This window comes from Collinsella sp. LCP19S3_H3 (assembly GCF_052119145.1).
Classification (GTDB): domain Bacteria; phylum Actinomycetota; class Coriobacteriia; order Coriobacteriales; family Coriobacteriaceae; genus Collinsella.
In genome coordinates this window covers 75,940-99,558 of record NZ_JBQKFW010000008.1, presented here as the reverse complement: position 1 = coordinate 99,558, position 23,619 = coordinate 75,940, and the positions used below count along the sequence as shown (strand labels likewise).

At 60.5% G+C, this 23,619-nt stretch carries 16 protein-coding genes; 3 read left to right on the top strand and 13 right to left on the bottom strand.

What is annotated here, in order from left to right; translation table 11 throughout:
* Positions 1-4: 4 nt before the first annotated feature.
* Positions 5-1,060, bottom strand: coding sequence for a GTP 3',8-cyclase MoaA (gene moaA / locus ACTQZF_RS05865; RefSeq protein WP_441554785.1), 1,056 nt, complete (start codon positions 1,058-1,060; stop codon positions 5-7).
* 208 nt (positions 1,061-1,268) lie between these two features.
* Here moaA and ACTQZF_RS05860 point away from each other — a divergent pair, with 208 nt between their 5' ends.
* On the top strand, positions 1,269-2,615 hold the full coding sequence (locus ACTQZF_RS05860) for an MATE family efflux transporter (RefSeq protein ID WP_441554784.1): 1,347 nt from the start codon (positions 1,269-1,271) through the stop codon (positions 2,613-2,615).
* Between the two features lie 155 nt (positions 2,616-2,770).
* Here the strand turns inward: ACTQZF_RS05860 and ligA are convergent, their stop codons facing one another.
* From ligA to kdpA, 11 genes are all read right to left on the bottom strand, one after another.
* A complete protein-coding gene (gene ligA / locus ACTQZF_RS05855; RefSeq protein ID WP_441554783.1) occupies positions 2,771-4,999 on the bottom strand; it encodes an NAD-dependent DNA ligase LigA in 2,229 nt (742 codons plus the stop codon).
* 448 nt (positions 5,000-5,447) lie between these two features.
* A complete protein-coding gene (locus tag ACTQZF_RS05850; RefSeq protein WP_427794169.1) occupies positions 5,448-6,908 on the bottom strand; it encodes a S1C family serine protease in 1,461 nt (486 codons plus the stop codon).
* A 208-nt stretch (positions 6,909-7,116) separates the two neighbouring features.
* Entirely contained in the window at positions 7,117-7,779 is a 663-nt protein-coding gene (locus ACTQZF_RS05845; protein WP_427728642.1) for a response regulator transcription factor, read from the bottom strand.
* A 50-nt stretch (positions 7,780-7,829) separates the two neighbouring features.
* Positions 7,830-9,167 (bottom strand): glutamine synthetase family protein, encoded by a 1,338-nt coding sequence (locus tag ACTQZF_RS05840; RefSeq protein WP_427795045.1) that lies wholly within the window; start codon positions 9,165-9,167, stop codon positions 7,830-7,832.
* A 134-nt stretch (positions 9,168-9,301) separates the two neighbouring features.
* Positions 9,302-10,324 (bottom strand): LacI family DNA-binding transcriptional regulator, encoded by a 1,023-nt coding sequence (locus ACTQZF_RS05835; RefSeq protein ID WP_441554782.1) that lies wholly within the window; start codon positions 10,322-10,324, stop codon positions 9,302-9,304.
* 125 nt (positions 10,325-10,449) lie between these two features.
* Positions 10,450-11,115 carry a GntR family transcriptional regulator gene (locus ACTQZF_RS05830; RefSeq protein ID WP_427795994.1) on the bottom strand — a complete coding sequence of 222 codons (666 nt, stop codon included), beginning with the start codon at positions 11,113-11,115 and terminating at the stop codon, positions 10,450-10,452.
* 357 nt (positions 11,116-11,472) lie between these two features.
* Positions 11,473-12,120, bottom strand: a complete 648-nt coding sequence (locus tag ACTQZF_RS05825) for a hypothetical protein (RefSeq protein ID WP_441554781.1) — start codon at positions 12,118-12,120, stop codon at positions 11,473-11,475.
* Between the two features lie 561 nt (positions 12,121-12,681).
* Positions 12,682-14,631, bottom strand: coding sequence for an NAD(P)/FAD-dependent oxidoreductase (locus ACTQZF_RS05820; protein WP_441554780.1), 1,950 nt, complete (start codon positions 14,629-14,631; stop codon positions 12,682-12,684).
* A 248-nt stretch (positions 14,632-14,879) separates the two neighbouring features.
* Entirely contained in the window at positions 14,880-15,470 is a 591-nt protein-coding gene (gene kdpC / locus ACTQZF_RS05815; RefSeq protein ID WP_441554779.1) for a potassium-transporting ATPase subunit KdpC, read from the bottom strand.
* 12 nt (positions 15,471-15,482) lie between these two features.
* Positions 15,483-17,543, bottom strand: a complete 2,061-nt coding sequence (gene kdpB, locus ACTQZF_RS05810) for a potassium-transporting ATPase subunit KdpB (protein ID WP_441554778.1) — start codon at positions 17,541-17,543, stop codon at positions 15,483-15,485.
* A gap of 15 nt (positions 17,544-17,558) precedes the next feature.
* On the bottom strand, positions 17,559-19,382 hold the full coding sequence (kdpA, locus tag ACTQZF_RS05805) for a potassium-transporting ATPase subunit KdpA (RefSeq protein WP_441554777.1): 1,824 nt from the start codon (positions 19,380-19,382) through the stop codon (positions 17,559-17,561).
* Positions 19,383-19,716: 334 nt separating this feature from the next.
* Here kdpA and ACTQZF_RS05800 point away from each other — a divergent pair, with 334 nt between their 5' ends.
* Together ACTQZF_RS05800 and ACTQZF_RS05795 are read left to right on the top strand one after the other, a co-directional pair.
* The gene (locus tag ACTQZF_RS05800; RefSeq protein WP_441554776.1) at positions 19,717-22,452 is read left to right on the top strand and encodes an ATP-binding protein; all 2,736 of its coding nucleotides are present in this window, start codon (positions 19,717-19,719) and stop codon (positions 22,450-22,452) included.
* Positions 22,445-23,149 carry a response regulator transcription factor gene (locus tag ACTQZF_RS05795; protein WP_441554775.1) on the top strand — a complete coding sequence of 235 codons (705 nt, stop codon included), beginning with the start codon at positions 22,445-22,447 and terminating at the stop codon, positions 23,147-23,149. The genes ACTQZF_RS05800 and ACTQZF_RS05795 overlap by 8 nt, the downstream gene beginning before the upstream one ends.
* Before the next feature lie 185 nt (positions 23,150-23,334).
* Here ACTQZF_RS05795 and ACTQZF_RS05790 read toward each other — a convergent pair whose 3' ends face one another.
* The gene (locus tag ACTQZF_RS05790; RefSeq protein WP_035136858.1) at positions 23,335-23,535 is read right to left on the bottom strand and encodes a hypothetical protein; all 201 of its coding nucleotides are present in this window, start codon (positions 23,533-23,535) and stop codon (positions 23,335-23,337) included.
* Between the last annotated feature and the right edge of the window lie 84 nt (positions 23,536-23,619).

Below are 23,619 nucleotides of genomic sequence, written 5' to 3'. Positions count from 1 at the left end.
ATGATCATCCTCCGATTTGGGACATAAATCGTTGCGTGCCCTCAATTATCGCGTGTTCCTGCGGTTTGTGGACCACGGCATCGCGCCAAATCGAAAGTACCTGCATATCATCACCACGGCGCAGGGCGTCGCGCACCGAATACTCGGCATCGCTAAACAGGCACGGACGCACGTTGCCATCGGCCGTCAGGCGCAGACGGTTGCAATTCTCACAAAAATGGTTGGACATGGCGCTAATGAAGCCAACCGTTCCCGCCGCGCCCGGAAAGCGCCAATAGCGCGCAGGGCCCGCGCCGGCAGGAGCGTCGTTGATGTCGAGCGGCTCGAGCTCGCCCAGTCCCGTCGCGGTGGCCCCGGCATTGATGCGCGCCCGCAGCTCGTCACTCGGCACGGTATCGCTCGCGTCCCACAGCTCGGGATTGAGCGCGGGCGCATGCGGGTCCACAGCGCAATGCGAGCTCGTGTGCTCGTCGCCGATGGGCATATATTCGATAAAGCGCAGGTGGATGGGACGGTCGAGCGTGAGCCGCGCGAGGGCCGCCACATCCTGGTTGAGCCGGCGCACAACAACGCAGTTGACCTTAACGGGCTCAAAGCCCCAAGCCAGCGCCGCGTCGATGCCGGCCATGGTCTGCTCGAGCCGACCCAGGCGCGTGATCTTTCCAAAGAGCGTAGGGTCGAGCGTGTCGAGCGAGATGTTGACGCGGTTAAGCCCGGCATCTTTGAGCTGCGGCGCCAGCTTGGGCAGCAGGGCGCCGTTGGTGGTGAGCGAGATGTCCTCGATCTGAGGGATCGCGCGGATGTCGCGAATAAGCGGAATAATACGGCGGCTGACCAGCGGCTCGCCGCCCGTCAGGCGCACGCGGCGAATGCCCTCCCCCGCCACCAAGCGCACAAAGCGGGCAATTTCCTCGGCGCTGAGTAACTCGTCGTGTGCACGGGGCGCCACGCCATCGGCCGGCATGCAATAGATGCAGCGGAAATTGCACTTGTCGGTAACGGCGATGCGCAGGTAGTTGATATCGCGGCCAAAACCGTCATGCTGCACGTGCCCGTCCACGCAGCCCTCCCCTCACGCGGCGTTTTATTCTTCGGAAAACATAATACCCCACGAGAGAATCATGCCGACACCCGTACGACAGGACAGGTCGCTTCGAACAAGACCGGCTTTCCAAGCCCATCCTCAACACACAAACCTTGACTCTACAATCGTTGTAGGGTTTTCACTACACTGGTACGGAAACAGACCCAGCCAGAAAGCCCCACCTATGGAACACGACCTCACACGCGGCAATGTCCTTAAGACCATCGCGGTCTTTGCCCTGCCTTATATGCTCTCGTACTTTTTGCAGATGCTCTACGGCATGGCCGACCTGTACATGATGGGGCAGTTTAGCGGTGCCGCCGGCATCACCGCCGTGGGCAATGGCGCGCAGACGCTCTATATCATTACCGTGACGCTCGTGGGTCTGGCCATGGGAACGACGGTTATCGTCGGCCACGCCGTGGGCTCGCGCCGCTTCGATCGCGCCGAAACCGTCATCGGCAACACTATCACGCTGTTTATGGGTGTCTCGGTCGTGCTGGCAGCCATCCTGCTCGCACTGTGCCCGCAGATCGTGGCACTTATTGGGACGCCAGCCGAGGCAGTCGAAGGAACCGCCGCCTACCTGCGCATCTGCTTTGTCGGCATTCCGTTTATCGCCGCATACAACATCCTCTCGGCCATCTTTCGCGGGCTGGGCGATTCGCGCTCGCCCATGTACGTGATCGGCGTGGCGTGCATCATCAACATCGCGCTCGATTTTCTGTTTATCGGCCACTTGGGGCTCGGCCCCGTGGGTGCGGCACTCGGCACGGTAACCGCCCAGACGGCAAGCGTTGCCCTCGCGCTCGTGTGGCTTAAGAGCCGCCGTACGAACATCCACGTTAAGCGTAGCGACCTGCGTCCCCAGCCCGAGGTGCTCGGCAGCATCCTTAAGATCGGCGTGCCCGTGGCCGTGCAGGACGGCTGCATCCAGGTGGCGTTTATGTTTATCACCGTCATCGCCAACCACCGAGGGCTCATCGACGCCGCCGCCGTGGGCCTGGTCGAAAAGATGATCAGCTTTTTGTTCATTGTTCCGAGCTCCATGGGTGCCACCGTCAGTGCACTCACGGCGCAAAACGCCGGCGCGGGCAAGGGCGACCGCGCGCGTCAGGTGCTCAAAGACGCCATGACCATCTCGGTGGTGTACGGCTGCCTGATCACGGTGCTGATGTGGCTGGTGGCGCCGGCGTTTATTGGCTTTTTTGCCAAGGACGCTGCAGTAGTCGCTGCCGGCACCGGCTATATGCGCAGCTATATTTTCGACGCGATTTTTGCCGGCATCCACATTTGTTTTAGCGGCTTTTTCGCTGCATATGGCAAGAGCTACATCGGCTTTGCGCACAACGTGCTGGCCGTGGCACTCATTCGCGTGCCGGGCGCGTGGCTGCTGTCGAACGCCTATTCCGACACGCTGTTTCCCATGGGCATCGCCTCGCCGTGCGGGTCGATTCTGTCGGCAGTCATCTGTGTTGTCGCGTTTACCGTGCTCAACCGGCGCGGGGCTTTTGACAAGTTAGCAGCGTAGCGGGGCAACGCGAAATCGCCCTCATTGACGACATCATCAGCGACGACCCCGCGACCTACGTGACGCAGATCACGATGCCGGTTTCCCCAACAAAGTAAGAACCGCCCGGAAGGCATCGCGCTTTCAGGCGGTTCTTCAATTTGACTATTGATGCCTTAAGCCTGGGGCACCTCACCGGTAGCCAAGATATGCTCGAGTGCGTCCTCGTCCAGCACGGGTACGCCCAGCTGCTCGGCCTTGGTAAGCTTGGAACCCGCTTTGGGACCGGCAACCAGATAGCTCGTCTTCTTTGATACGCTGCCCGAAACCTTGGCGCCGAGCACCTTGAGCGCCGCGCCCGCCTCGTCGCGCGTGCGGTTGACGAGCGTGCCGGTGAGCACGAAGGTCAGACCCGCGAGCGGCTGTGCGTCGGCGAGCTCGCCTGCCACGCCAGCGTCGGCTGCGGCTTGCGCGTGCGCGGCGCCCAAATCGACCTCGAGCGACAGGCCCGCCTGGCGCAGACGTTCCAGGACGGCAAGGTTCTCGGGCACGGCCAGGAACTGCTTGACGCTCGCCGCAATCTTGGGGCCGATGCCCTCGCACTCGGCAATATCCTCTTCGCTCGCCAAGATAAGCTTGTCAATCGACAGGAATCGCTCGGCGATGACCTCGCCCACGCTCTTGCCCACGTGACGGATGCCCAGGGCAAACAGCACGCGACCGAGCGGCTGACTCTTGGACTTGTTGAGCTCGGCGATGATTTTCTCGGCCGTCTTGAGGCCTACCGGAATGGGGTCGCCCTTCTTAACGCCCTTTTTGCTGTTGGAGCTGGCATAGGTGCGCCCCGTGTCCAGGCCTGCGATGTCATCGACCGTGAGCTGGTAGAAGTCTGCGACGTCGTGAATCAGCCCGGCGGCGATCATCTTGTCGACGATCTCGTCGCCTAGGCCATCGACGTCCATGCAGCCGCGGCTCACCCAGTGGAGCAGGCGCTCCTTGAGCTGTGCGGGACAGTCGATGGACACGCAGCGGTAAGCCACCTCGCCATCCTCGTGGACCACGGGGCTACCGCACACGGGGCAGACCTCGGGCATGTGCCAGTCAACCGAATCGGCCGGGCGCTTGTCAAGCACCGGGCCCACGACCTCGGGGATAACGTCGCCCGCCTTGTGCACGATGATGGTGTCGCCCTCGCGCACGTTTTTGCGACGGATCTCGTCGATATTGTGCAGCGTGGCGCGCGCGATGGTGGAGCCGGCAACCGTCACCGGGTCGAACTCGGCGACCGGCGTGAGCACACCGGTGCGGCCCACCTGGATGCGAATTTCGCGCAGGATGGTCTGCTTTTCCTCGGGCGGAAACTTAAAGGCAATGGCCCAGCGTGGTGCGCGAGCGGTAAAGCCCAGGTCGAGCTGCTGCTGGAAGCTGTCAACCTTTACGACCACGCCGTCGATGTCGTAATCCAGGTCGCCGCGGTGCTCGAGCGTCTGGGCACAGAACTCGTGGACCTCGGCCGGCGTGGCACAACGAGCCACGTTAGGGTTGACGCTAAAGCCGGCGCTACGCAACCAGTCTAGAAACTCGCGCTGGCTGTGGACGTGCAGCGGATCGGTATCGGCGATGGCATAGATAAAGGTGGCCAGGTCGCGGCGCGCCGTGACCTTGGGATCCTTCTGACGCAAGGATCCGGCAGCGGCGTTGCGCGGGTTGGCGAAGGGGTCGCGGCCCTCGGCATCGGCCTCTTCATTCAGGCGAACAAAGCTGCCCTTGGGCATATAGACCTCGCCGCGTACCTCGATGGTGCGCTCGCGGTCGGCGCCCATGTGAGCGAGCGCCGGCTCGGACAGGTGCATGGGCACATCCTTGATGGTACGGACATTGAGCGACACGTCCTCGCCCGTGGTGCCGTCGCCGCGCGTGGCGGCGCGCACAAAGGTGCCGTTTTGGTAGGTAAGCGCGACGCCCAGACCGTCGATCTTGAGCTCACAGGTATAGGTGACGCTACCGGCGCCGAGCGCATCCTCGGTGCGCTGGAGCCAAGCGTCGAGCTCGTCCAGATCCATGGCATCGTCCATGGAATACATGCGCGCCATGTGCTTGACCGGCGTAAACTGCTCGCTCACGTAGCCGCCCACGCGCTGGGTATAGCTGTCGGGCGTCACCAGGTCGGGGTAGGTAGCCTCGATTTCCTGCAGCTCAACGAGCATTTTGTCAAAGGCAGCGTCCGTGATCTCGGGCGCATCGAGCATGTAGTAGCGGTAGGCGTGGTAATCGAGCTCGTGGCGCAACTCAGCCGCGCGCGCTGCCGCCTGGGCACGGGTATCGGCCGGCGCGGCGGTATCCGTGCTCGCTGGCGTTTCGGTATCGATGTCCACGCCGTCACCAAACAGGCTCGATTGCTCCATAGCGGCACTCCTTCGCTCGATTTCAAACGGATACAAGAGTACCACCGGTCGCGATGGGGCCGAATAGCAGTCTCAAACCGCACCGAATCGGCAGCCGCCAGACCGGGGTTGGACAGTTAGTTCAGATTTGTATAATTACGCGCGCCGAATCGAGCTGAAATATCGGCTTTTCGCCCCAATCAATCGTTCTGGACGGCAAATTAGGTTTGCTTCCGTCTTCGAGACACCCATCTCGGCCCATCTTTCATTTCAAAACCGCTCAAAACACGCCTCAGACCGCACCCGTTTTATACAAATCTGAACTAACTGTCCAAGCCGTTCCGAACCATGCCCTTGCCATTTCTAAATGATCCGTTTTCCTCCGTCCCCAACGGATCAATAAGAGAAGAGGGGCTGTCCCGCGCTGGCGGAACAGCCCCTCTGGCTTCGATATGTGCGATACAGCTCGTTAGAAACCCTGACCGTAGCCTTGCCCCTGACCCTGTTGGCCCAGCAGTTCTTCCAGGTACTGGCGCAGTTGCTCGTCGGTAATGCCGCCGTTGCCGGTGTCGGTCGCGCTGTCGTTCTGCTGCTGGTTCTGCAGCTCCTCATCAGAACCCAGCTCGACCGTGACCTTCTTCTCTTCCTTGCCGCGCACGAGCGTGATCTCGACCTTCTCGCCCACCTCGTGGCTGCGCAGCGCGATAATCAGGCCATCGGCGCTCGTAATCTCATCGTCACCCAGCTTGGTGATGACATCGCCCTCTTGGATGCCAGCCTTGGCGGCAGGACCGTCCTCGACGACACTTGCCACATACGCGCCGCTATCGGTGCCGAGATTGTTAGTGCGGGCGTTGAGCGCGTTGACGCTCGAAAGCGTGGCGCCCAGGTACGGGTGAACCGGCGTCTTGCCGTCGATGATCTGGTCGGCGATGTTCTTGGCATAGTTGACCGGAATGGCAAAGCCCACGCCCGAGCTGGAGCCCGAGTAGCTCTCGATAAGAGAGTTAATACCCACGAGTTCGCCATTGTCGTTAACGAGCGCGCCGCCGGAGTTGCCCGGGTTGATGGCGGCATCGGTCTGGATCATGTTGGCGTAGATGGTGTTGCCGCTGGTAGAACTCATGGCCGTGGAGCGATAGAGCGCCGACACAATGCCCGTGGAGACAGATTGCTCGTTGCCGAACGGCGAGCCGATCGCCATGACCCACTCGCCCACGTTGAGCTTGGAGGAATCACCAATCTCGATCGGCGTGAGCTTGGAGGCATCAGCATCCTTGAGCTTGATGACGGCCAGGTCGCTCGAGGCGTCGTTGCCCACGAACTCGGCCTCGTAGGTGGTACCGTCGTCCATGGTAACCACGTACTGGTCATAGCCATCGACCACATGGTTGTTGGTGAGGATGTGGCCCTCGGTATCGAGCACCACGCCCGAACCGACGCTGCCCGAACCATCCGACTCGTCGGCAGACTGCGAAAGCGAGCCATTCTGGCTGCCGCTCGAAGTGGCGGTGATGGAAACGACGGAGGGCAGGGCCTTGGCAGAAACGGCCTCGGCAAGCGTGGTGTCCTCGGAGTCGATCGTAATCTTTTGCGTCGATGAACCCGAAGCACCCGCCGTCACGACATTCTTTCCGCCGCCAATGTTGAGCGTGCCACTCATAATGAGCGCGATGACCAGCAGGGCGCCGCAGGCGCAGCCGGCGAGCGCCGTAATAAAGATCGGCAGCTTTTTGGTCTTGGTCTTGACCACCGTGTGCTTGTTTACAACCTGCTGACCGCCCAGCGGCTGGCCGGTCTGTGTGTCGTAGGCCTGTACGTAGGGAATGTTGCCGTCGGCAGGCGTCGACTCCACCTGCACGCGCGGCTGCTGCTGGGTCTCGCCGGCGTTGCCCGCATCCTGGGGACGCTGGGAATCGTTCTCGCTCATAGCTGCGATCCTTTCGTCTAATAACCAAAGGCCCGCCAAACATGTGGCGGGCCATCATTGTTCACGTTGAGTTGTACCCCAATATGCGGGCGAACGTGTATGAGAACGCAATCTTTAAGGAATGCTTAAGTTCTGCTGCAAACTCGAAAGGGATCCACGCATGCGGCAAAACCACCACGAAGGCACCTGCCCCCTTTGCGGTGAAAAGCTAGTCCTTAAACAGATAGCCCACGCCGCGGACGGTGGTAATGTGCGCCGCGATCTGCGGGCCCACCTTAGAGCGGATGCGTCGAATGTGCACGTCGACGGTGCGCGTGCCGCCGCAGTACTCAAAACCCCACACGCGGTGCAGCAGCACCTCGCGGCTGTAGGCGCGGTTGGGGTGCGTCGCCAAAAAGCTCAGCAGCGAGTACTCCATCAGCGTCAGGTCGATGGGCTCGTCGTCGAGTGTCACCTGGTAGGTAGCCAGGTTAATCTCGAGGTTATCGATGTTGAGCACATCGTCGGCGGTGATGGTCTCCTCCTCGCCCATCAGGCGCTGCGCACGAGCCTTAAGCTCGTTGGGCGTCGCCGTGGGGCATACAAAGTCGGCATGCGCGTGATTGGGCAGGCGCAGGGTGCCGAGCGCCTCGTCGTCGACGATCACCAGCATGGGAACGCCGCCGCGGTCGTCGAGCCATTTGGCAATCTGATCGATGCGGTCGCTGCGGATGCCATCGGAATCGAGGATCAGCAGGTCAAAGTCATGCGCCGCAGTCGGCGAATCGGGGGTTGCCAGGCTCACCTCGACACCCAGGGTGGTCGTCAAGCTGCGGGCAAACTCGTGGAAGCGCGTCGTGCGCGCCATGAACAGGGCACTCTTTTCGGACATATCGACCTCCAAGGAAATGAGCTCAATCGTACTGGAACGAACCAGCGCGATTAGGAGTTCGCCAGATAATGCTTGATCTCCCACTCGGTAATCGTGGACTCAAACTTATGCCACTCGTCGCGCTTCTTTTTGAGGAAGAAGCTGTGGATGTGCTCGCCGAGGGCATCCTTCATAAACTGCGAGTCCTCAAACACGTCGAGCGCCTCTTTGAGCGAGCGCGGCAGCGGCGTATAGCCGGCCTCGACCATCTGACGGTCGGTAAGCTTGAGCGTCTCGGCCGTTGCCTCGGGCGGGAGTTCCAGCTTGCGCTCGATGCCGTCCAGACCAGCCGCCAGCGTGACGGCGTTGACCAGGTACGGATTGGCCATGGGATCGGGGCTGCGAAGCTCGATGCGCGTGGACAGCTGCTTGCCGGGCTTGTAGACCGGGATGCGGACCATGCTCGCGCGGTTGCGCAGGCCCCACGTAGCGTACTGTGGCACGGAGTCGCCGCCCGTGGTGATGCGCTTGTACGAGTTGACCGTGGGGTTGGTGATGGCGCTGATCTCGCGCGCGTGTGCCAGAATGCCGGCCATATAGTGCTTGGCGATATCGGAGAGGTGGTACTTCTCGTCGTCCTCGCCCCAAAAGACGTTGTTGCCGTCGTGGTCGAACAGCGACTGATGCAAAAACATGGCGCTGCCGTCCTCGCCCGCCAGCGGCTTGGGCATAAAGGAGGCGTGGCAACCGCTCTCGTAGGCCTGCTGCTTAATGATGAGTTTGGCCGTGGTGATGGCGTCGGACATGCTCAGGGCCTCGGCGTGACGCAAGCTAATGCCGTGCTGCGAGCGGCCGGCGGCGTGGAAGGTGTACTCCACGGGCACGGACATCTTCTCGAGCGTGAGCACCGTATTGCGACGCAGGTCGCGAGCGGCATCGCTCACCGAAAGGTCGAAGTAGCCCACGTTGTCGAGCGGCTCGGGGGTGTGCTCGTCGGGGAAGTAGTAATACTCCAGCGCGGCACCCACGTTGAGCAGGTAGCCGGCCTTCTCGGCCTTATAGAACATGCGGCGCAGGGCGTCGCGCGGGTCGCCGGCAAACGGCTTGCGATCGGGAGTGCACACATCGCAGAACACGCGGGCGACGCCGTTATGGCTCGGGCGCCACGGCAGGATCTGGAAGGTCGAGGCGTCAGGGAACGCGAGCATGTCGGCTTCCTCGGGCGTGGCAAAGCCCTCGATGGCGGAGCCGTCAAAGCCAATACCCTCCTCAAAAGCGACCTCGAGGTCTTCGGGGCTAATGGCAAAGTTCTTGAGGCGGCCGAGAATGTCGACAAACCACAGACGCACAAAGCGGATGTCACGCTGCTCTACGGAACGGAGTACGTAATCGATGTTCTGCTGGTTCATGTCGCTCCCCTTTCTTTCGGGCGGGTTTCGACTGGTCTATATCGCAGATACTATCGCAGAAAAATGTTTCCTCAGGGTTAAAGCGTATCAAGCGCCCAAAAAACGTGCGCGAACAGGCAGTTACGAACGAGCGGCTAGCGCGAGGTCGAAGCGCGGTGTTCGATGTGGCCGGGAACCTCGATGCGCTTAGGGGCGAGCTTTGCGGCATCGCCCACGGTGGTGGTAACAACGTCGATACGCTCGGAGAGGCGATCGACCACGCGCTCGGCGATGGTGAGGGTGTCCTGCGCGGCCGTGGTGACTCCACCAAAGAGCACATGGTTCCAGGGACAGTCGTCAAACGTCGCGATCTTGAGCCCCGCCGGCAGCGAGGGACCAAGCTGCGCCAGCGCCTCGGTCAGGCGCAGGAAAACCAGGCCGTTGACGGCAATGAGGCCGAGCTCTTTTCCTGCATAGCCGCGGATGGTCTTGTCCAGGCGGCCGACGCCCGTGGCGCCGCCATCGGCCAAGGTGATAACCTCGCCGGCAAGGCTGCGGCGCGAAAGCTCGTCGGTAAAGGCCTCGGCGCGCTCGCGACGGACGGGGCTGTCGTCGCTTGCTTCGGTGAGCAGGCACAGGCACTCGCTGCCAGCGGCGGTCAAGGCGTCTACCAAGCCGGCGACCAGCTCACGGTTGTTAGATGTCACCAGATCGACACCGCCGTCGGCAACGTCGCGGTCGAGCAGCACAACGGGCAGGCGTCCCGCTGCCGCGACGATCGCCTCGTCGTTACCACCGCAGGTATTGACGACCAGGCCGTCCACGCCAGCGTCGATAAGCCTGGTGAGCGACTCGGCCTCCTTGGCGGGATCGTTGCCGCTAATGGCTGTCATGAGCGAGCAGCCGCGCGCGGCGGCGCTGGCGGAAAGGCCCTCGAGCATGGCGCTGGAGAACGGGTTGGCGATGTCGGCCAAGATCACGCCGATGAGGTTGGTACGCGAGCTGCGCAGATTGCGCGCGGCGGCACGTGGGCGATAGCCGGTACGCTCGATAACCTCCGCAATACGAGCACGGGTTTCCTCGGTCATTTGCCCGGGGCGGTTATTGAGATAGCGCGAGACCGTGGCCGGGCTCACACCCGCCTCGACGGCAATGTCCTTGATTCTCATCTGCGCCATAGCGCACCCCGTTTCCCCATTGTCGGCAGTCTGAGCCATTTTAGGCATTTTTTTAAAAATCTCGGTTGCAAAACGCTGTAGGTGAACAGCATCGTTTTTGCGTCTCGAGCAGATGCGATAATGGGCTAGATAGCCGAGTCTTTGGACAGCTCAAAATAATCGGGATGTAAGGCGATAACCGGACCTTGCTCTTCGGGCATCAGGTGCAGGTGTGTCTCTGCCAGGTAGCTCGCCGCGTCGGTATCGCCCCTCTTAATGGCCTCGAGAATCCGGCGATGCTGCCGACGAATCGGCTCCCAATCTAGATCCTGCGACACCATACGCAACCAGTTGTATCGCTCAAAATGCGTATTGACGCTCTTCATCCAATCCCACAACATGTGACGGCCGGCAATCTCAAAACACGTCTCATGGAACAGGTTGTCCAGGTCAAAGAAACGACGCGTTTCGCCATGGTCGAGCGACTCGGACTCGGCAAGAATCTGATCGAGCCGATGCTTTTGCTCGGGCGTGGCGACCGAGCAGCATTTAATGAGTACGCTTCGCTCGAGTTTCTCGCGCAAGAAACAGGCGTTCTCGGCGCGCTCCATGCTGATCTTAGAGACGTAGGTGCCGCTTTTGGGACGCGTTTCCACCAGCTCCTGCTCACGCAGGCGCACAAAGGACTCGCGAATGGGCGTACGCCCGATTCCCGTCTCCTTTTCCAGACCAATCGCCGAAAGGCGCGTGCCGGGCTTGAGCTCGGCATAGATGATCTTGGAGCGCAGTGCATTGTATGCCTGATCTTGCAAGCTTTGATTATGCTGGTGCTGTTCCATAAAGCCCTCGGATAAACCCTCGGTTAGTCGAATACCACCATGCAATACTATCGCATCGACACGCCCCAGCTCCCAATCAGTCTTTTTGGGACGGGGCTCTTTTAGCTACCCTAGCCCGCAGATCGGCCCCTTGCCACAAAAGTGGCCCATCTACTACGTTAACACGGATAGCCTCGGCCATACCAAAAACCGTGAAAACAAAACCGCAGGTAGGCAGCTTGTCGATTTTCGAAAAAGCCGACTATGGTTGACCCCTGAGGCTTAAACGTAGTAGATAGGCCCTTTTCGTGGCGCAGCACTACTGCACCCCAAATTGGCACCCCGAGCCTGTTATAAGTTGCTGCGAAATACGGACGGTTGATGATCAAGGCGCGCTATGCGGGTTGCTATAGCTCGAACGTCCCACGTCCGATGCACCAAAGCGTTTGCGACAGCTTCGCGAAACGCCTCGAGAGGAATTCGATCGGTTTGGACGCGCTCCATCCCTTCGATACGCTCATAACGGTAGTAGCGTGCAAACATAGCCACCGCCCTGTCCACCTGCTCAATTGCGGATATATTTGTCGCCGCCTCGCGATCCAAGATCACATCCTCGGTATCACCAAAACGGACGCAGTCGATGCCCGGAAAATCATTCTTATCCGCCAAAATCGCCGCAGCGTTGGTATAGCCATCTTTGCCGAGCAAGCGAAGCGTGCGCATAATATCCGGCGTTAGCTCAGAAATGCCGAGATGTTCAACACACTTATGCTCGAGCGTGTGAAAACTCAAGTCCTGGCGAGCCGACGTGAGCGCGTCGAACGTTACGTTGCTGCCTTCGAGCGTCAGCCTGCCATACTCAAACCGGTCGACCTCCACCGTTGCCGAATCGTTTCGCCTGTAGGCCTTCAAGATATAAGACGAAAAACCGTTTGCGTACTGATTTATCCGAGACGCAAACGGTTTTCGTCTTGATTTGCGTACGGAATTAAGACGCATAATTTTGCTTTCGTATGGCTCAATACCGGACGCAGACTGTTTTCGTCTGTCAATACGTCTGCAATCCAAACGAAAAGAGCCCCGAGCTCGTATGAACTCGGGGCTCTTGGTGCCGCGCATCTATGAGAGGATAAATTCGATGCGTACGGGCGCTACTCCATGAAGCCGCCCTGGGATGGCGGCAACCTCGTCGTTACCCGTCTGATGGGTGTGTTCAAGGCGTCCGTTCCCCTTTTTATCGACGTAACGGGCAAAAAAACTCGTCGAGAAGACCATCCACACGCACCACGGTGCGGCCGACGCCATCGAGGCGCACAACCCCACTGCCGCTCACGATGCGATGTATCTGCACCTGGCCTACAACCGCAACATGATTGTGGAAGGCACACAGACAAAAGGCATTTAAGGCTCGGCAATGATCTTTCTTTGATAAAACGCAAGCGGCGGCCGCCCAAACACGGGACGGTCGCCGCTTGCGTTGTATCAAATGGTGCAATGGGGTCAGGTTCACATGCACCAAGTTGGTGCAAAGCAACCTGTCCCCATGCAACAAGGGGTTGACTAGAGCTCGCAGGCGACCTTGTAGCCATCGCCGATGGCGTCGCGAATGTTGCCGCACTTGTTGGCATCGCCCAGCACGTGAGTGGTAACGCCGGCTGCAGCCAGGTCGTCGGCCAGCTTGGTATTGGGACGATAGCCCATAGCAAGCACCAGCGTATCGGCACCGGCGATGGTGTGGATCTCGCCATCCTTCTCGTAGCTGATAGTGTCCTCGGTAATCTCGGTCACCTTGGCCTCGGTCAGCACGTGAACGCCCTTTGAGAGCATGCGCGTGATGAGCACCGCGCGACCGGCACCACCCTCGTTGGCGGCGAGCGTCTTGGTCATCTCGATGACGGTGACGTCGCGGTTGGCCGGCGACAGGTCGTTGACCAACGGGGCCAGGTAATCGGCCGTCTCGCAGCCAACGGTGCCGCCACCCACGATGACGATCTTCTTGCCCGGGAAAGCCTTGCCGCCCAACAGGTCGTCAGCCGTCATAACCTGCTTAAAGCCCTGCATGAAGGCCGGGGCGATAGGCTCGGCGCCATAGGCCAGGACGACCTCGTAGTCGGCGTAGTCACGCTGAATGTCCTCGGCAGTAAGCTCGGTGCCAAAGACGCACTTTACGCCGGCCTCGGCCAGGCGACGGTACTGATACTTGATCACGCGGGTGAGTTCCTGCTTTGCCGGCGGAACGGCTGCGATGCGCATCTCTCCGCCCGGCTCGTCCTGCTTATCCACGAGCACCACGTTATGACCGCGTTTGGCGGCAATGTAGGCTGCCTCCATACCCGCGGGACCGGCGCCCACAACCAGTACGTTCTTGGCCTCGGCGGCAGGCTCGTAGCCAGCCTCGTCGCGCTCCACGTCCGGGTTGACGGTGCAGGAGATGCGCTTGCCAAACATAATGCCGTTCAGGCAACGCAGGCAACCGATGCAGGGACGGATCTCGTCGGCGTTGCCAGCGGCTGCCTTGTTGCAGAACTCGGCATCGCACAGATTGGCGCGGCCCATCATACAGATGTCGGCCGCGCCGTCCTCGATCAGCTCCTCGGCGATCCAGGCCTCGTTAATGCGTCCGACGGTGGCGACGGGAATGTTGACGTGCTTTTTGATCTCGCGCGAGCAGGCGGCGTGCGAGGCCTGCTGGGTACCGGCGGCGGGAATCGCGGAGCCACGCTTGATGGTGGTGCCGCCCGACACGTGAATCATGTCGACGCCGGCCTTTTCCAGGCGACGCGAGACGTAGATCATGTCGTTGAGGGTCAGGCCGCCATCGGTGTACTCATCGCCCGAGATGCGGACGTCGATGATAAAGTCCTTGCCGCAGCGCTCGCGAATCTCGGCGATGACCTCGAGCAAGAAGCGCATGCGAGCGTCGAGCGAGCCGCCGTACTCGTCGGTACGCTTGTTGTAGAGCGGAGTCAAAAAGCCGCCGAGCATGCCGTGGGCGTGTGCCGCATGGACCTCGACGCCATCGACACCGGCCTTCTGCATACGCACGGCAGCGTCGCCAAACTGATGCGTGAGCTCGTGAATCTCATCGACCGTGATAGGGCGCGGTGCCTCGCGGGCATAGGACGGGCCCACAAAGGACGGAGCGATCAGGCGCGGCGTACCCGGAATGTTAAAGGCCATGTAGGCGGGGTGGAAGAGCTGCGGCATGATCTTGCAGCCATACTCGTGGACGGCCGCGGCGAGCTTTTCCCAGCCGGGGATAAACGTGTCGTCGTAGCAGCACATGTCACCCGGCAGATAGGTATAGGTGGGCTCAACCGTCACGACCTCGGTGATGATGAGGCCCACGCCGCCCTTGGCACGGGCACGATAATGATCGACCAAGTCGTCGGTCACATAGCCGTGATCGGCCAGGTTGGTGGACACCGGCGGCATAAAGACGCGGTTCTTGACCTCGGTCGTACCGACCTTGATCGGGCTAAAGAGCATCGGGTAGGCACAGGACTCCATACAGGGTTCCTTTCGTTTGAGCCGCTCGGCGGCAGTTGCTGATGTACCTATCGTATCAGCGACCGCCGCATTCGCACTCGCTCGCACTCCTCACCTTCAATCCCGACCCTCACAAAAAAGTTGCGGTGGAATACTGGGCAGCCGAGGCCTTTGACAGCCAAAACAGTCCGTATTTCACCGCAACTGATGGGCGGGGTGGAATTGAGGGCTCAGATTGTCAGTCATGCACTCATCCGCCACTCCCTCACCTACAGCGCGCCGTCCAGCATAAGGTTCACCTTGAGCACGTTGACCGTGGGCTCGCCGAACACGCCAAGGAAACGGCCCTTGGTGCACGCGGCGATGATGTCGCGCACCTCGTCCTCACTTTTGCCCGTGGCTTTGGCAAGGCGCGGGACCTGGTACTCGGCGGCATCCGGAGAGATCTCCGGATCGAGGCCGGACCCCGAACACGTCACCAGGTCGACGGGCACAGCGTCCATATCGGCATCGGGGTTGGCGGCGCGAATCTTCTCGACGCGCGCGTCCACAAGCTGCCGGTACTCCTCACTCGCCGGGGACAGGTTGGACGGGGCACCATACGCCATGAGCTCGCCGTCTTCGCCTTCGACAATTGACACGTTCTGGATGCGGCCCCACATGTGGTCCTCATCCTCGAAGTTCTGGCCGATCAGCTCGGAACCCACAACCTTGCCGTCGACCGTAATGAGCGATCCGTTTGCCTGGTACGGAAACGCAAGCTGCGCGACGCCGGTCACCACGAGCGTGTATCCCAGGCCGCAGACGATGGTAAACAGCGCAAACACGCCAAGTGCGCGCGATGCAATACCTTTGGACATACAAACCTCCGTCTACATCATGCCAATGCCGAACAAGGCCAGCAGCATGTCGATAATCTTGATGAATACGAACGGCGCCACGATACCGCCCAGACCCCATACCAGCAGGTTGTGGGTCAGCAGCTGGCCGGATGAAAACTCGCGGTACTTCACGCCTTTCAGGGCGGCAGGAATCAGCGCGACGATGACCAGCGCGTTGTAGATAATGGCGGACAGCACGGCAGTCAACGGGCTGGTGAGCCCCAGGATGTTGAGGGCGTCCAACCCGGGGTAGATCGGCGAGAACAGGGCCGGGATGATAGCGAAGTATTTCGCCACGTCGTTGGCGACCGAAAAGGTCGTGAGCGAGCCGCGGGTCATGAGCAGTTGCTTGCCGATACGCACGATATCGATGAGCTTGGTGGGGCTGGAGTCGAGGTCGACCATGTTGCCGGCCTCCTTGGCAGCCTGGGTTCCCGTGTTCATGGCCACGGCGACATCCGCCTGCGCCAGTGCCGGCGCGTCGTTGGTGCCGTCGCCGGTCATGGCGACCAGGTGGCCCTCACGCTGGAACGCGCGGATCTTCTCGAGCTTGCCCTCGGGCGTCGCTTCGGCCAGGAAGTCATCCACACCGGCCTCGGCGGCGATGGCGGCAGCCGTCAGCGGATTATCACCCGTCACCATGATGGTCTTGATACCCATGCGGCGCAGGTCGGCGAACTTCTCCTTAACGCCGGACTTGATGATGTCCTTAAGGTACACAACGCCCAGCACGCGGCAGTTCTTGGTCACGACCAGCGGGGTGCCGCCGGCCTTCGCAATGCGTTCGACGGCCTCGTCGCACCCCTTCGAGAACACTCCTCCGGCAGCCTCCACATAGGTGCGAACGGAATCGGCAGCGCCCTTGCGGATCTCATTGCCCTCGTAGTTCACGCCGGACATACGCGTTGCCGCGGTGAACGGGATGAACTCCATACCCTTATCCTCGAGCGTGCGACCGCGCAGACCGAACTGTTCCTTGGCGAGCACGACGATGGAACGGCCCTCGGGGGTCTCGTCGGCCAGCGAGGAAAGCTGGGCGGCATCGGCCAGCTCCGCGGGATCGACGCCGTCGACCGGGATGAACTCGGCGGCTTGGCGGTTACCCAGGGTAATGGTGCCGGTCTTGTCGAGCATGAGGATGTCGACGTCGCCGGCGGCCTCGATGGCGCGGCCGGACATGGCCAGCACGTTGGCCTCGTTCAGTCGGCTCATGCCGGCGATGCCGATGGCGGACAGAAGGGCACCGATGGTAGTGGGAGCCAGGCACACGAGCAGCGCCACGAGCGTGGTCACGGCGGTGGGGTTCGTCATACCGTTGAGCCCTGCAGAGAAACTCGAATAGCAGTACAGTGCGATCGTCACGAGGATGAAGATGACGGACAGAGCAACCAGAAAGATCTCGAGCGCGACCTCGTTGGGGGTCTTCTTGCGGGCGGCGCCCTCGACCATGGCGATCATCTTATCCAGGAAGCTCTGGCCAGGCTCGCTGGTGATTTTCACCACAATCCAATCGGAAAGCACGGTGGTGCCGCCAGTGACGGCAGAACGGTCGCCGCCGGCCTCGCGAACCACGGGTGCAGACTCGCCGGTGATGGCTGACTCATCAACCGAGGCGGCACCCTCGATGACATCGCCGTCTCCCGGAATCTGCTCACCGGCGCGCACGACCACCAGATCCCCGCGTGAGAGCTCGGTACCGGGAACGACCGTGAAGCGATCCTTATCCTCGACGGACTCGATGCGATGGGCCTCGACGTCCTTTTTCGCCGCACGCAGGGAGTCTGCCTGTGCCTTACCGCGGCCCTCGGCAAGTGCCTCGGCAAAATTTGAAAAGAGGTCGGTCAGCCAGAGAATGACGGCAATGGCGATCACATAGTACGTGGGAACGTCGGCGTCCTGTACCCCAAAAATAGAGGCGATGGCCAGAATGGAGGTCATGGCGGCCGACAGCCACACCAGGAACATGACCGGGTTTTGGACCTGGACACGGGGGTCAAGCTTGGCAAATGAATCGCGCACCGCGCGGCTCATCATGTCTTTTTGCATAGCCATAAATCTGCGACTCCTTTACGCAACCATCTGGAAGAATTCGGCAACGGGACCAAGCGCCAATGCCGGGAAGAAGCTCAGGGCGCCAATCAGCAGAACGACGAATACCAGCAGGAACACGAACATGGCATTGGTGGTGGAAAGCGTGCCCGCGCTCTCGGCAACCTTGCCCTTCCCGGCCAGCGAGCCCGCGATGGCGAGCGTGCCCACAATCGGCAGGAACCGCGCGAACAGCATCTCGATACCCAACAGCACGTTGATCCACGGGATGTTGCAGTTCATGCCTGCAAACGCCGAGCCGTTGTTGCCGCCGCATGAGGTGAAGGCATACAGCACCTCGGAGAAGCCGTGCGCGCCACCGTTGTTGAGCTGGTCGGCAAGACCGGGCACCATGCAGGCGATGGCCGAGCACACCAGAATGGCAAACGGAGTTGCCAGGCACAGGACAACTGCCCAGCGCATCTCGGTCGGCTCGATCTTCTTGCCCAGGAACTCGGGCGTGCGGCCGACCATAAGGCCGGCGATAAACACCGTGAGGATGGCGAAGCCGATCATGCCGTACAGGCCGCAGCCAACGCCGCCGAACACCACCTCGCCCAGCGCTATCTGGAGCATCTGGACAAACCCGCCGAGCGGGGTGTAGGAGTCGTGCATGGAGTTAACCGAGCCGTTGGAAGCGGCGGTGGTGTAAGCCGACCACGTGGAGGAGGTGGCGATACCGAAACGGCTCTCCTTGCCCTCCATGTTGCCGCCCGCCTGGCCATCGGTCATCTCGATGTTGACCGCGCCGCCATCTGCCAGCTGCGGCGTACCCATATGCTCGCTAACGGCGATGATGCCGGTAAAGACCACGAGCAGGATAAGCATCGCCGCGAAGATGGCCTTGCCCTGCCTGGCATTCTTGACACCGATGCCGAAGGTGAAGCAGCAGGCGACCGGAATCAGCAGCAAGCTGGTCATCTCGATGATGTTGGTGAAGGCATTGGGGTTCTCATACGGATGCGAAGAGTTCACGCCAAAGAAGCCGCCGCCGTTGGTGCCGGACTGTTTGATGGCAACCTGGCTGGCCGCAGGACCCTGAGGCAAAAACTGCTCGGTGACCACACGCGCGCCCTCGACAACCTTGCCGTCGACCTTGACCGTGTCGCCCTCGATCTGGGCGCCGTCGATAACGCTCCAGCCGCCGTCTGCATTAGGCTGGACAGCGACGGGCTCTACGAGCTCAGCCTTCTGAGCCGGCTGGAAGTTGGAAATGACGCCACCGGCAGCCAGGCAGATACCAAACACGAGGTTCAACGGGATAAGCACATACAGGACGGTGCGGGTGAGGTCGACCCAGAAGGAACCCAGACCCTGCTCCTTGACCTGACGGAAGCCGCGGATGAGCGCGAACATGACCGCGATACCGGTGCCAGCGGAAACGAAGTTCTGCACAGTGAGGCCCATGAACTGCACAAGGTAGGACTGGGTGGTCTCACCGGAGTAGGACTGCCAGTTGGTGTTGGTTACGAAGGAAGCAGCCGTATTGAACGACAGGTCCCATGACACACCCGGCAGGTGCTGGGGATTGCCTGGCAAGAAGGACTGAAGCGCCTGGAGTGCCACAAGGGCCACGAGGCCGATCCCCGAAAAGACCAACACGCTCGCCAGATAGCGCCTACACCCCATCTGCTCTGCCGCGTCGATGCGAAGCAGACGATAGACGCCACGCTCCACAGGAGCAATCACAGGCGACAGGAACGTATGCTCACCATCCATGATATGGGCCATGAACCGACCGAGCGGAACGGCCAGGATGACGAGCACGGCAAAGTACAAGATGTACTGAATCGCAGCCTCCATAGTTTACAAATCACTCCTCATCAGAATGTAGATGTAATAGATAAAGAGTCCAATGCAGACGACTCCGATGATGGGAATGAGGATGTCCATTTACCGCCCCTTTCACGCGCGGTCCGATGCCTCGGACGCCTGCCCTCGCAAGCGTCTGGGGACAGTAAACGCTTCTAGGGATTAAAGAGGCGTGAGGGCCGGGGCTCACGTCCTTAAGATGCCGTAAAGATGCAGGTAGAAAGCACTATTGCGGCTGCAGTGCGCCTATACTCGACCTCGCGAGCATACAGTGGCGTCCTCACCGCGTATGCACGCATGGACAACGCTTCAGAAAGGCTACGCTATGCAGCGCGACGCATCGGACACTCGCGTCAATCCAGACCTCATCCTCAAGGCAATTGAGAAAGACGAGGTCGCCGATGACGCTCGAACCAGCCGGGGACACCTCAAGATTTTCTTTGGCTACGCTGCTGGCGCAGGCAAAACCTATGCGATGCTTCAAGCCGCCCACGCCGCCAAGCGGCGAGGTGTCGACGTCGTCGCGGGATACATCGAGCCGCACGAACGTCCGGCAACTGCCCATCTTGCACAAGGGCTTGAGAACGTGCCCTGTAAACTCATCGAGCACAACGGCATTGCGCTCAGCGAGTTCGATCTAGATGCGGCTATCGAACGCGCCCCTCAGCTCATCCTTGTCGACGAGCTCGCCCATACGAATGCGCCGGGGTCTCGCCACGACAAACGCTATCGAGACGTCGAGGAACTTCTACATGCGGGCATCGACGTCTATACGACCGTGAACGTTCAGCATATCGAGAGCCTAAACGACATGGTTGCATCCATCACCGGCGTTGTCGTGAGCGAACGAATCCCCGACCGTATCTTCGATGATGCCGACCAGGTCGAGCTCGTCGACATAGAGCCCGAAGACCTACTTGAGCGCCTTCGCGCCGGCCTCGTCTACCGTCCCGCGCAAGCCGCCCGAGCGCAACAGCATTTTTTTACCATCGAGAACCTCACCGCACTCCGAGAAATCGCGCTGCGCCGCTGCGCCGATCGCACCGGACACCTCACAGACGCCGCACGCGTGCTGGGAAACCGTGACTACTACACCAGGGAGCGCATCTTAGTCTGTGTCTCCCCGGCGCCGACCAATCCCCGCATCGTCCGTGCCGCCGCGCGCATGGCGAAAGCGTTTCGCAGCGAGCTCGTCGCCCTGTTCGTAGAGAGCCCGCACACGCAAGCCATGAGCGATAATGAGCGCACCAAGCTTGCAGCCAATATCGCCCTAGCCGAGCAGCTCGGAGCACATATGGAAACCGTCTATGGCGACGACATCGCGTTTCAGATCTCCGAGTTCGCGCGCCTGTCGGGTATTTCGAAGATCGTCATGGGGCGCACGGGCGAGCGCAGCAGCGTCCGTCAGGCCCTCTTCGGCCGCAAATCTCTCGTAGAACAGCTCATAACATTCGCCCCGAACCTCGACATTTACATCATTCCGGACCAGTCGACTCCGCCCTCCCGGCCCAAAGGACGCCGCCGTGCACTCGCCTTGCAGCCGCCCAGCAGCCGAAACGTGCTTCGCACGCTGGCCCTCTCTCTTGTCGCCACGGCGATCGGCACGGCTTTCCGCCATCTGGGATTTGCCGATTCCAGCATCATATCCCTCTATATCCTCACGGCCCTGCTGACCGCCGTCACCACGACGGGGCGTATCTGCACGATCGTATCGAGCGTGCTCTCTGTAGTGCTTTACAACTTCTGCTTCGTCACGCCTCTGTTTTCGCTCGCCAGCTACGACCGAAGCTATCTGGTCACGTTCGGCATCATGTTCGCTACCGCTATGGTCGCCGGCGAGTTAACTGCGCGCATCGCCGACAACGCCCGTACCTCCGCCGAGAACGCATTCAAAACGCGCGTACTCCTCGAAACGAACCAGCTCTTGCAGCAAGCCCATAGCGCGGAGGAGTGCGCCCGCGTAGCCATGAACCAACTCATCAAACTGCTAAAACTCGACGTGGTCTTCTACACCGCCGAACACGGCACGCTCGGCAAAGCGCTCTATGAGTCCGCTGGCACCGAAAACCGATCCGCGTCGCTGCTCACCGACTACGAGCGCGCCGTTGCAACCTGGACCTACACCAACAACAAGCGCGCGGGCGCAAGCACGCGGACCCTGCCTGAGGCACACTGTCTCTACCTCGCGGTTCGCACCGGCGACAAGGTATTCGGTGTCATCGGCATCGCCCTGGAGGGGCGCGAGATCGAAGCCTTCGAGCATTCGATCGTCCTATCTATCGTAGGTGAATGCGCCTTGGCGCTCGAAAGCGACCGGGCGGCGCAAGAGCGCGAAGAGGCTGCGGTCTTGGCGAAAAACGAGCAGCTGCGCGCCAACCTTTTGCGCTCCATCGGCCACGATTTGAGGACACCCCTCACGGCTATATCCGGATCTGCGGCAATCCTTCGGAAGAGCGACGAGAAGCTCAGCCTCGAACAACGCTGCGATCTTGCCGATGCCATCTACGATGATTCCCTCTGGCTTATCGATACCGTGGAAAACCTCCTCGCCATCACACGCGTCGAGGACGGCACCATTCGCCTCAATTTCACATCCGAGCTCATCGACGAGGTCATCGAGGCCGCCCTCAGCCATGTCGCCCAAGCATCGCATGGACGTACCGTCACCATCGAGCACATTGACGACACCCTGCTGGTACGCATCGACGTCCATCTCATCATGCAGGTGCTTACGAATCTCATCATGAACGCCTTCAAATACACGCCCGAGGACTCGACTGTCACCATTAGCGCACGTCGCGAGGGTGAGTTCATCGTGGTGGACGTCGCAGACGATGGACCGGGTGTGGCAGACTGCGACAAGCCTCATATCTTTGAGCGTTTCTTCACCTCAAGCAATACGCGGCCCGTAGATTCGCGTCGAAGCATCGGCCTTGGGCTGTCGCTCTGCCGCTCCATCGTGGAGGCGCATGGCGGCGCCATCGAAGTTCGCGACAATCACCCCCATGGGGCCATCTTCCGTTTTACCCTGCCCGCCGAGGAGATCGAGATTCATGAATAATGCCACTAAGCCACGCATCCTCCTGGTCGAAGATGACCTGACCGTTCAAAACCTCGTTGCGACCGCGCTTGACCTCCACGGCTATGTCGTGAGCAAGGTTTGCAACGGCCAGGCCGCCATCATGGATGCGGTGTCGCACGGCCCCAGCCTCATCATGCTCGACCTCGGCCTTCCCGACATTGACGGTATCGAGGTCATCACGAAGATCCGAAGCTGGTCGGCAGTCCCCATTATCGTCATTTCGGCGCGCACCGAAGATTCCGACAAGATTGCAGCACTTGACGCAGGGGCAGACGACTACCTCACCAAGCCCTTTTCTGTGGATGAGTTGCTCGCGCGCGTCCGTGCGAATTTGAGGCGTTCCTCGATGGCGTCGAGCGAGTCGACAGAAGCGAGCACGTTTGACAACGGTCCGCTGCATATCGACTACGCCGCGGGATACGCGACGAAAGACGGACGCGAGCTCTCGCTCACCCCAACCGAGTACAAATTGCTCGTCCTTCTGGCGAAAAACGTCGACAAGGTGCTCACCCACACCTTCATCACCCGCGAGATATGGGGCACGAGCTGGGACAGCGATCTGGCGAGCCTGCGTGTGTTCATGCGCACCCTGCGCAAGAAGATCGAGGCAGACCCCTCTCACCCCAAGATGATTCAGACGCACATGGGTGTCGGGTACCGTATGCAGCGTCTCTAGCCCACCCCACAAAAAGTTGCGGTGGAATACGGAGTAGATAAGGCCTTTGACAGCCAAAACAGTCCGTATTCCACCGCAACTGATTTAACGATACCCAATAATACTCTTCAACTCGCCGTGCTCTCCCTCAAATGCGCAAAGCGCCCCGCGAACGGATGTTCGCGAGGCGCTTAGATGTCTGGGCCTTACTTAATTCCGCGGCCCAGGTCTTCGGCGATTTTGTCCACGCCCTTAAGTGCGGCACACGTCTTTTTGTTGGAGCAATGCCCCGTGCAAACGCCACCCTGAGCACAGTCGGCGCAGGTGCCCTTGCGGTAGATGCGCACGCATACCGCGACAAACGCAATACCGATAACAGCCAGAACAACAATATCGATAGGTGCCATAGCAAGCCTCCTCTAGTTAACCAGCACTTACTTTACCCTATTTTCCACCTACCAAAAAGGGACAGGTTTATTTTGGTCGGTTTT

What these genes read in the sequence shown, in the direction of transcription:
- ACTQZF_RS05790 (WP_035136858.1), bottom strand. Translation starts at nt 23,535, where the DNA reads ATGGCACCTATCGATATTGTTGTTCTGGCTGTTATCGGTATTGCGTTT.
- ACTQZF_RS05845 (WP_427728642.1), bottom strand. Translation starts at nt 7,779, where the DNA reads ATGTCCGAAAAGAGTGCCCTGTTCATGGCGCGCACGACGCGCTTCCAC.
- ACTQZF_RS05825 (WP_441554781.1), bottom strand. Translation starts at nt 12,120, where the DNA reads ATGCGTCTTAATTCCGTACGCAAATCAAGACGAAAACCGTTTGCGTCT.
- ACTQZF_RS05820 (WP_441554780.1), bottom strand. Translation starts at nt 14,631, where the DNA reads ATGGAGTCCTGTGCCTACCCGATGCTCTTTAGCCCGATCAAGGTCGGT.
- ACTQZF_RS05800 (WP_441554776.1), top strand. Translation starts at nt 19,717, where the DNA reads ATGCAGCGCGACGCATCGGACACTCGCGTCAATCCAGACCTCATCCTC.
- ACTQZF_RS05850 (WP_427794169.1), bottom strand. Translation starts at nt 6,908, where the DNA reads ATGAGCGAGAACGATTCCCAGCGTCCCCAGGATGCGGGCAACGCCGGC.
- kdpA (WP_441554777.1), bottom strand. Translation starts at nt 19,382, where the DNA reads ATGGAGGCTGCGATTCAGTACATCTTGTACTTTGCCGTGCTCGTCATC.
- ACTQZF_RS05795 (WP_441554775.1), top strand. Translation starts at nt 22,445, where the DNA reads ATGAATAATGCCACTAAGCCACGCATCCTCCTGGTCGAAGATGACCTG.
- ACTQZF_RS05835 (WP_441554782.1), bottom strand. Translation starts at nt 10,324, where the DNA reads ATGGCGCAGATGAGAATCAAGGACATTGCCGTCGAGGCGGGTGTGAGC.
- ACTQZF_RS05860 (WP_441554784.1), top strand. Translation starts at nt 1,269, where the DNA reads ATGGAACACGACCTCACACGCGGCAATGTCCTTAAGACCATCGCGGTC.
- kdpC (WP_441554779.1), bottom strand. Translation starts at nt 15,470, where the DNA reads ATGTCCAAAGGTATTGCATCGCGCGCACTTGGCGTGTTTGCGCTGTTT.
- ACTQZF_RS05840 (WP_427795045.1), bottom strand. Translation starts at nt 9,167, where the DNA reads ATGAACCAGCAGAACATCGATTACGTACTCCGTTCCGTAGAGCAGCGT.
- kdpB (WP_441554778.1), bottom strand. Translation starts at nt 17,543, where the DNA reads ATGGCTATGCAAAAAGACATGATGAGCCGCGCGGTGCGCGATTCATTT.
- ligA (WP_441554783.1), bottom strand. Translation starts at nt 4,999, where the DNA reads ATGGAGCAATCGAGCCTGTTTGGTGACGGCGTGGACATCGATACCGAA.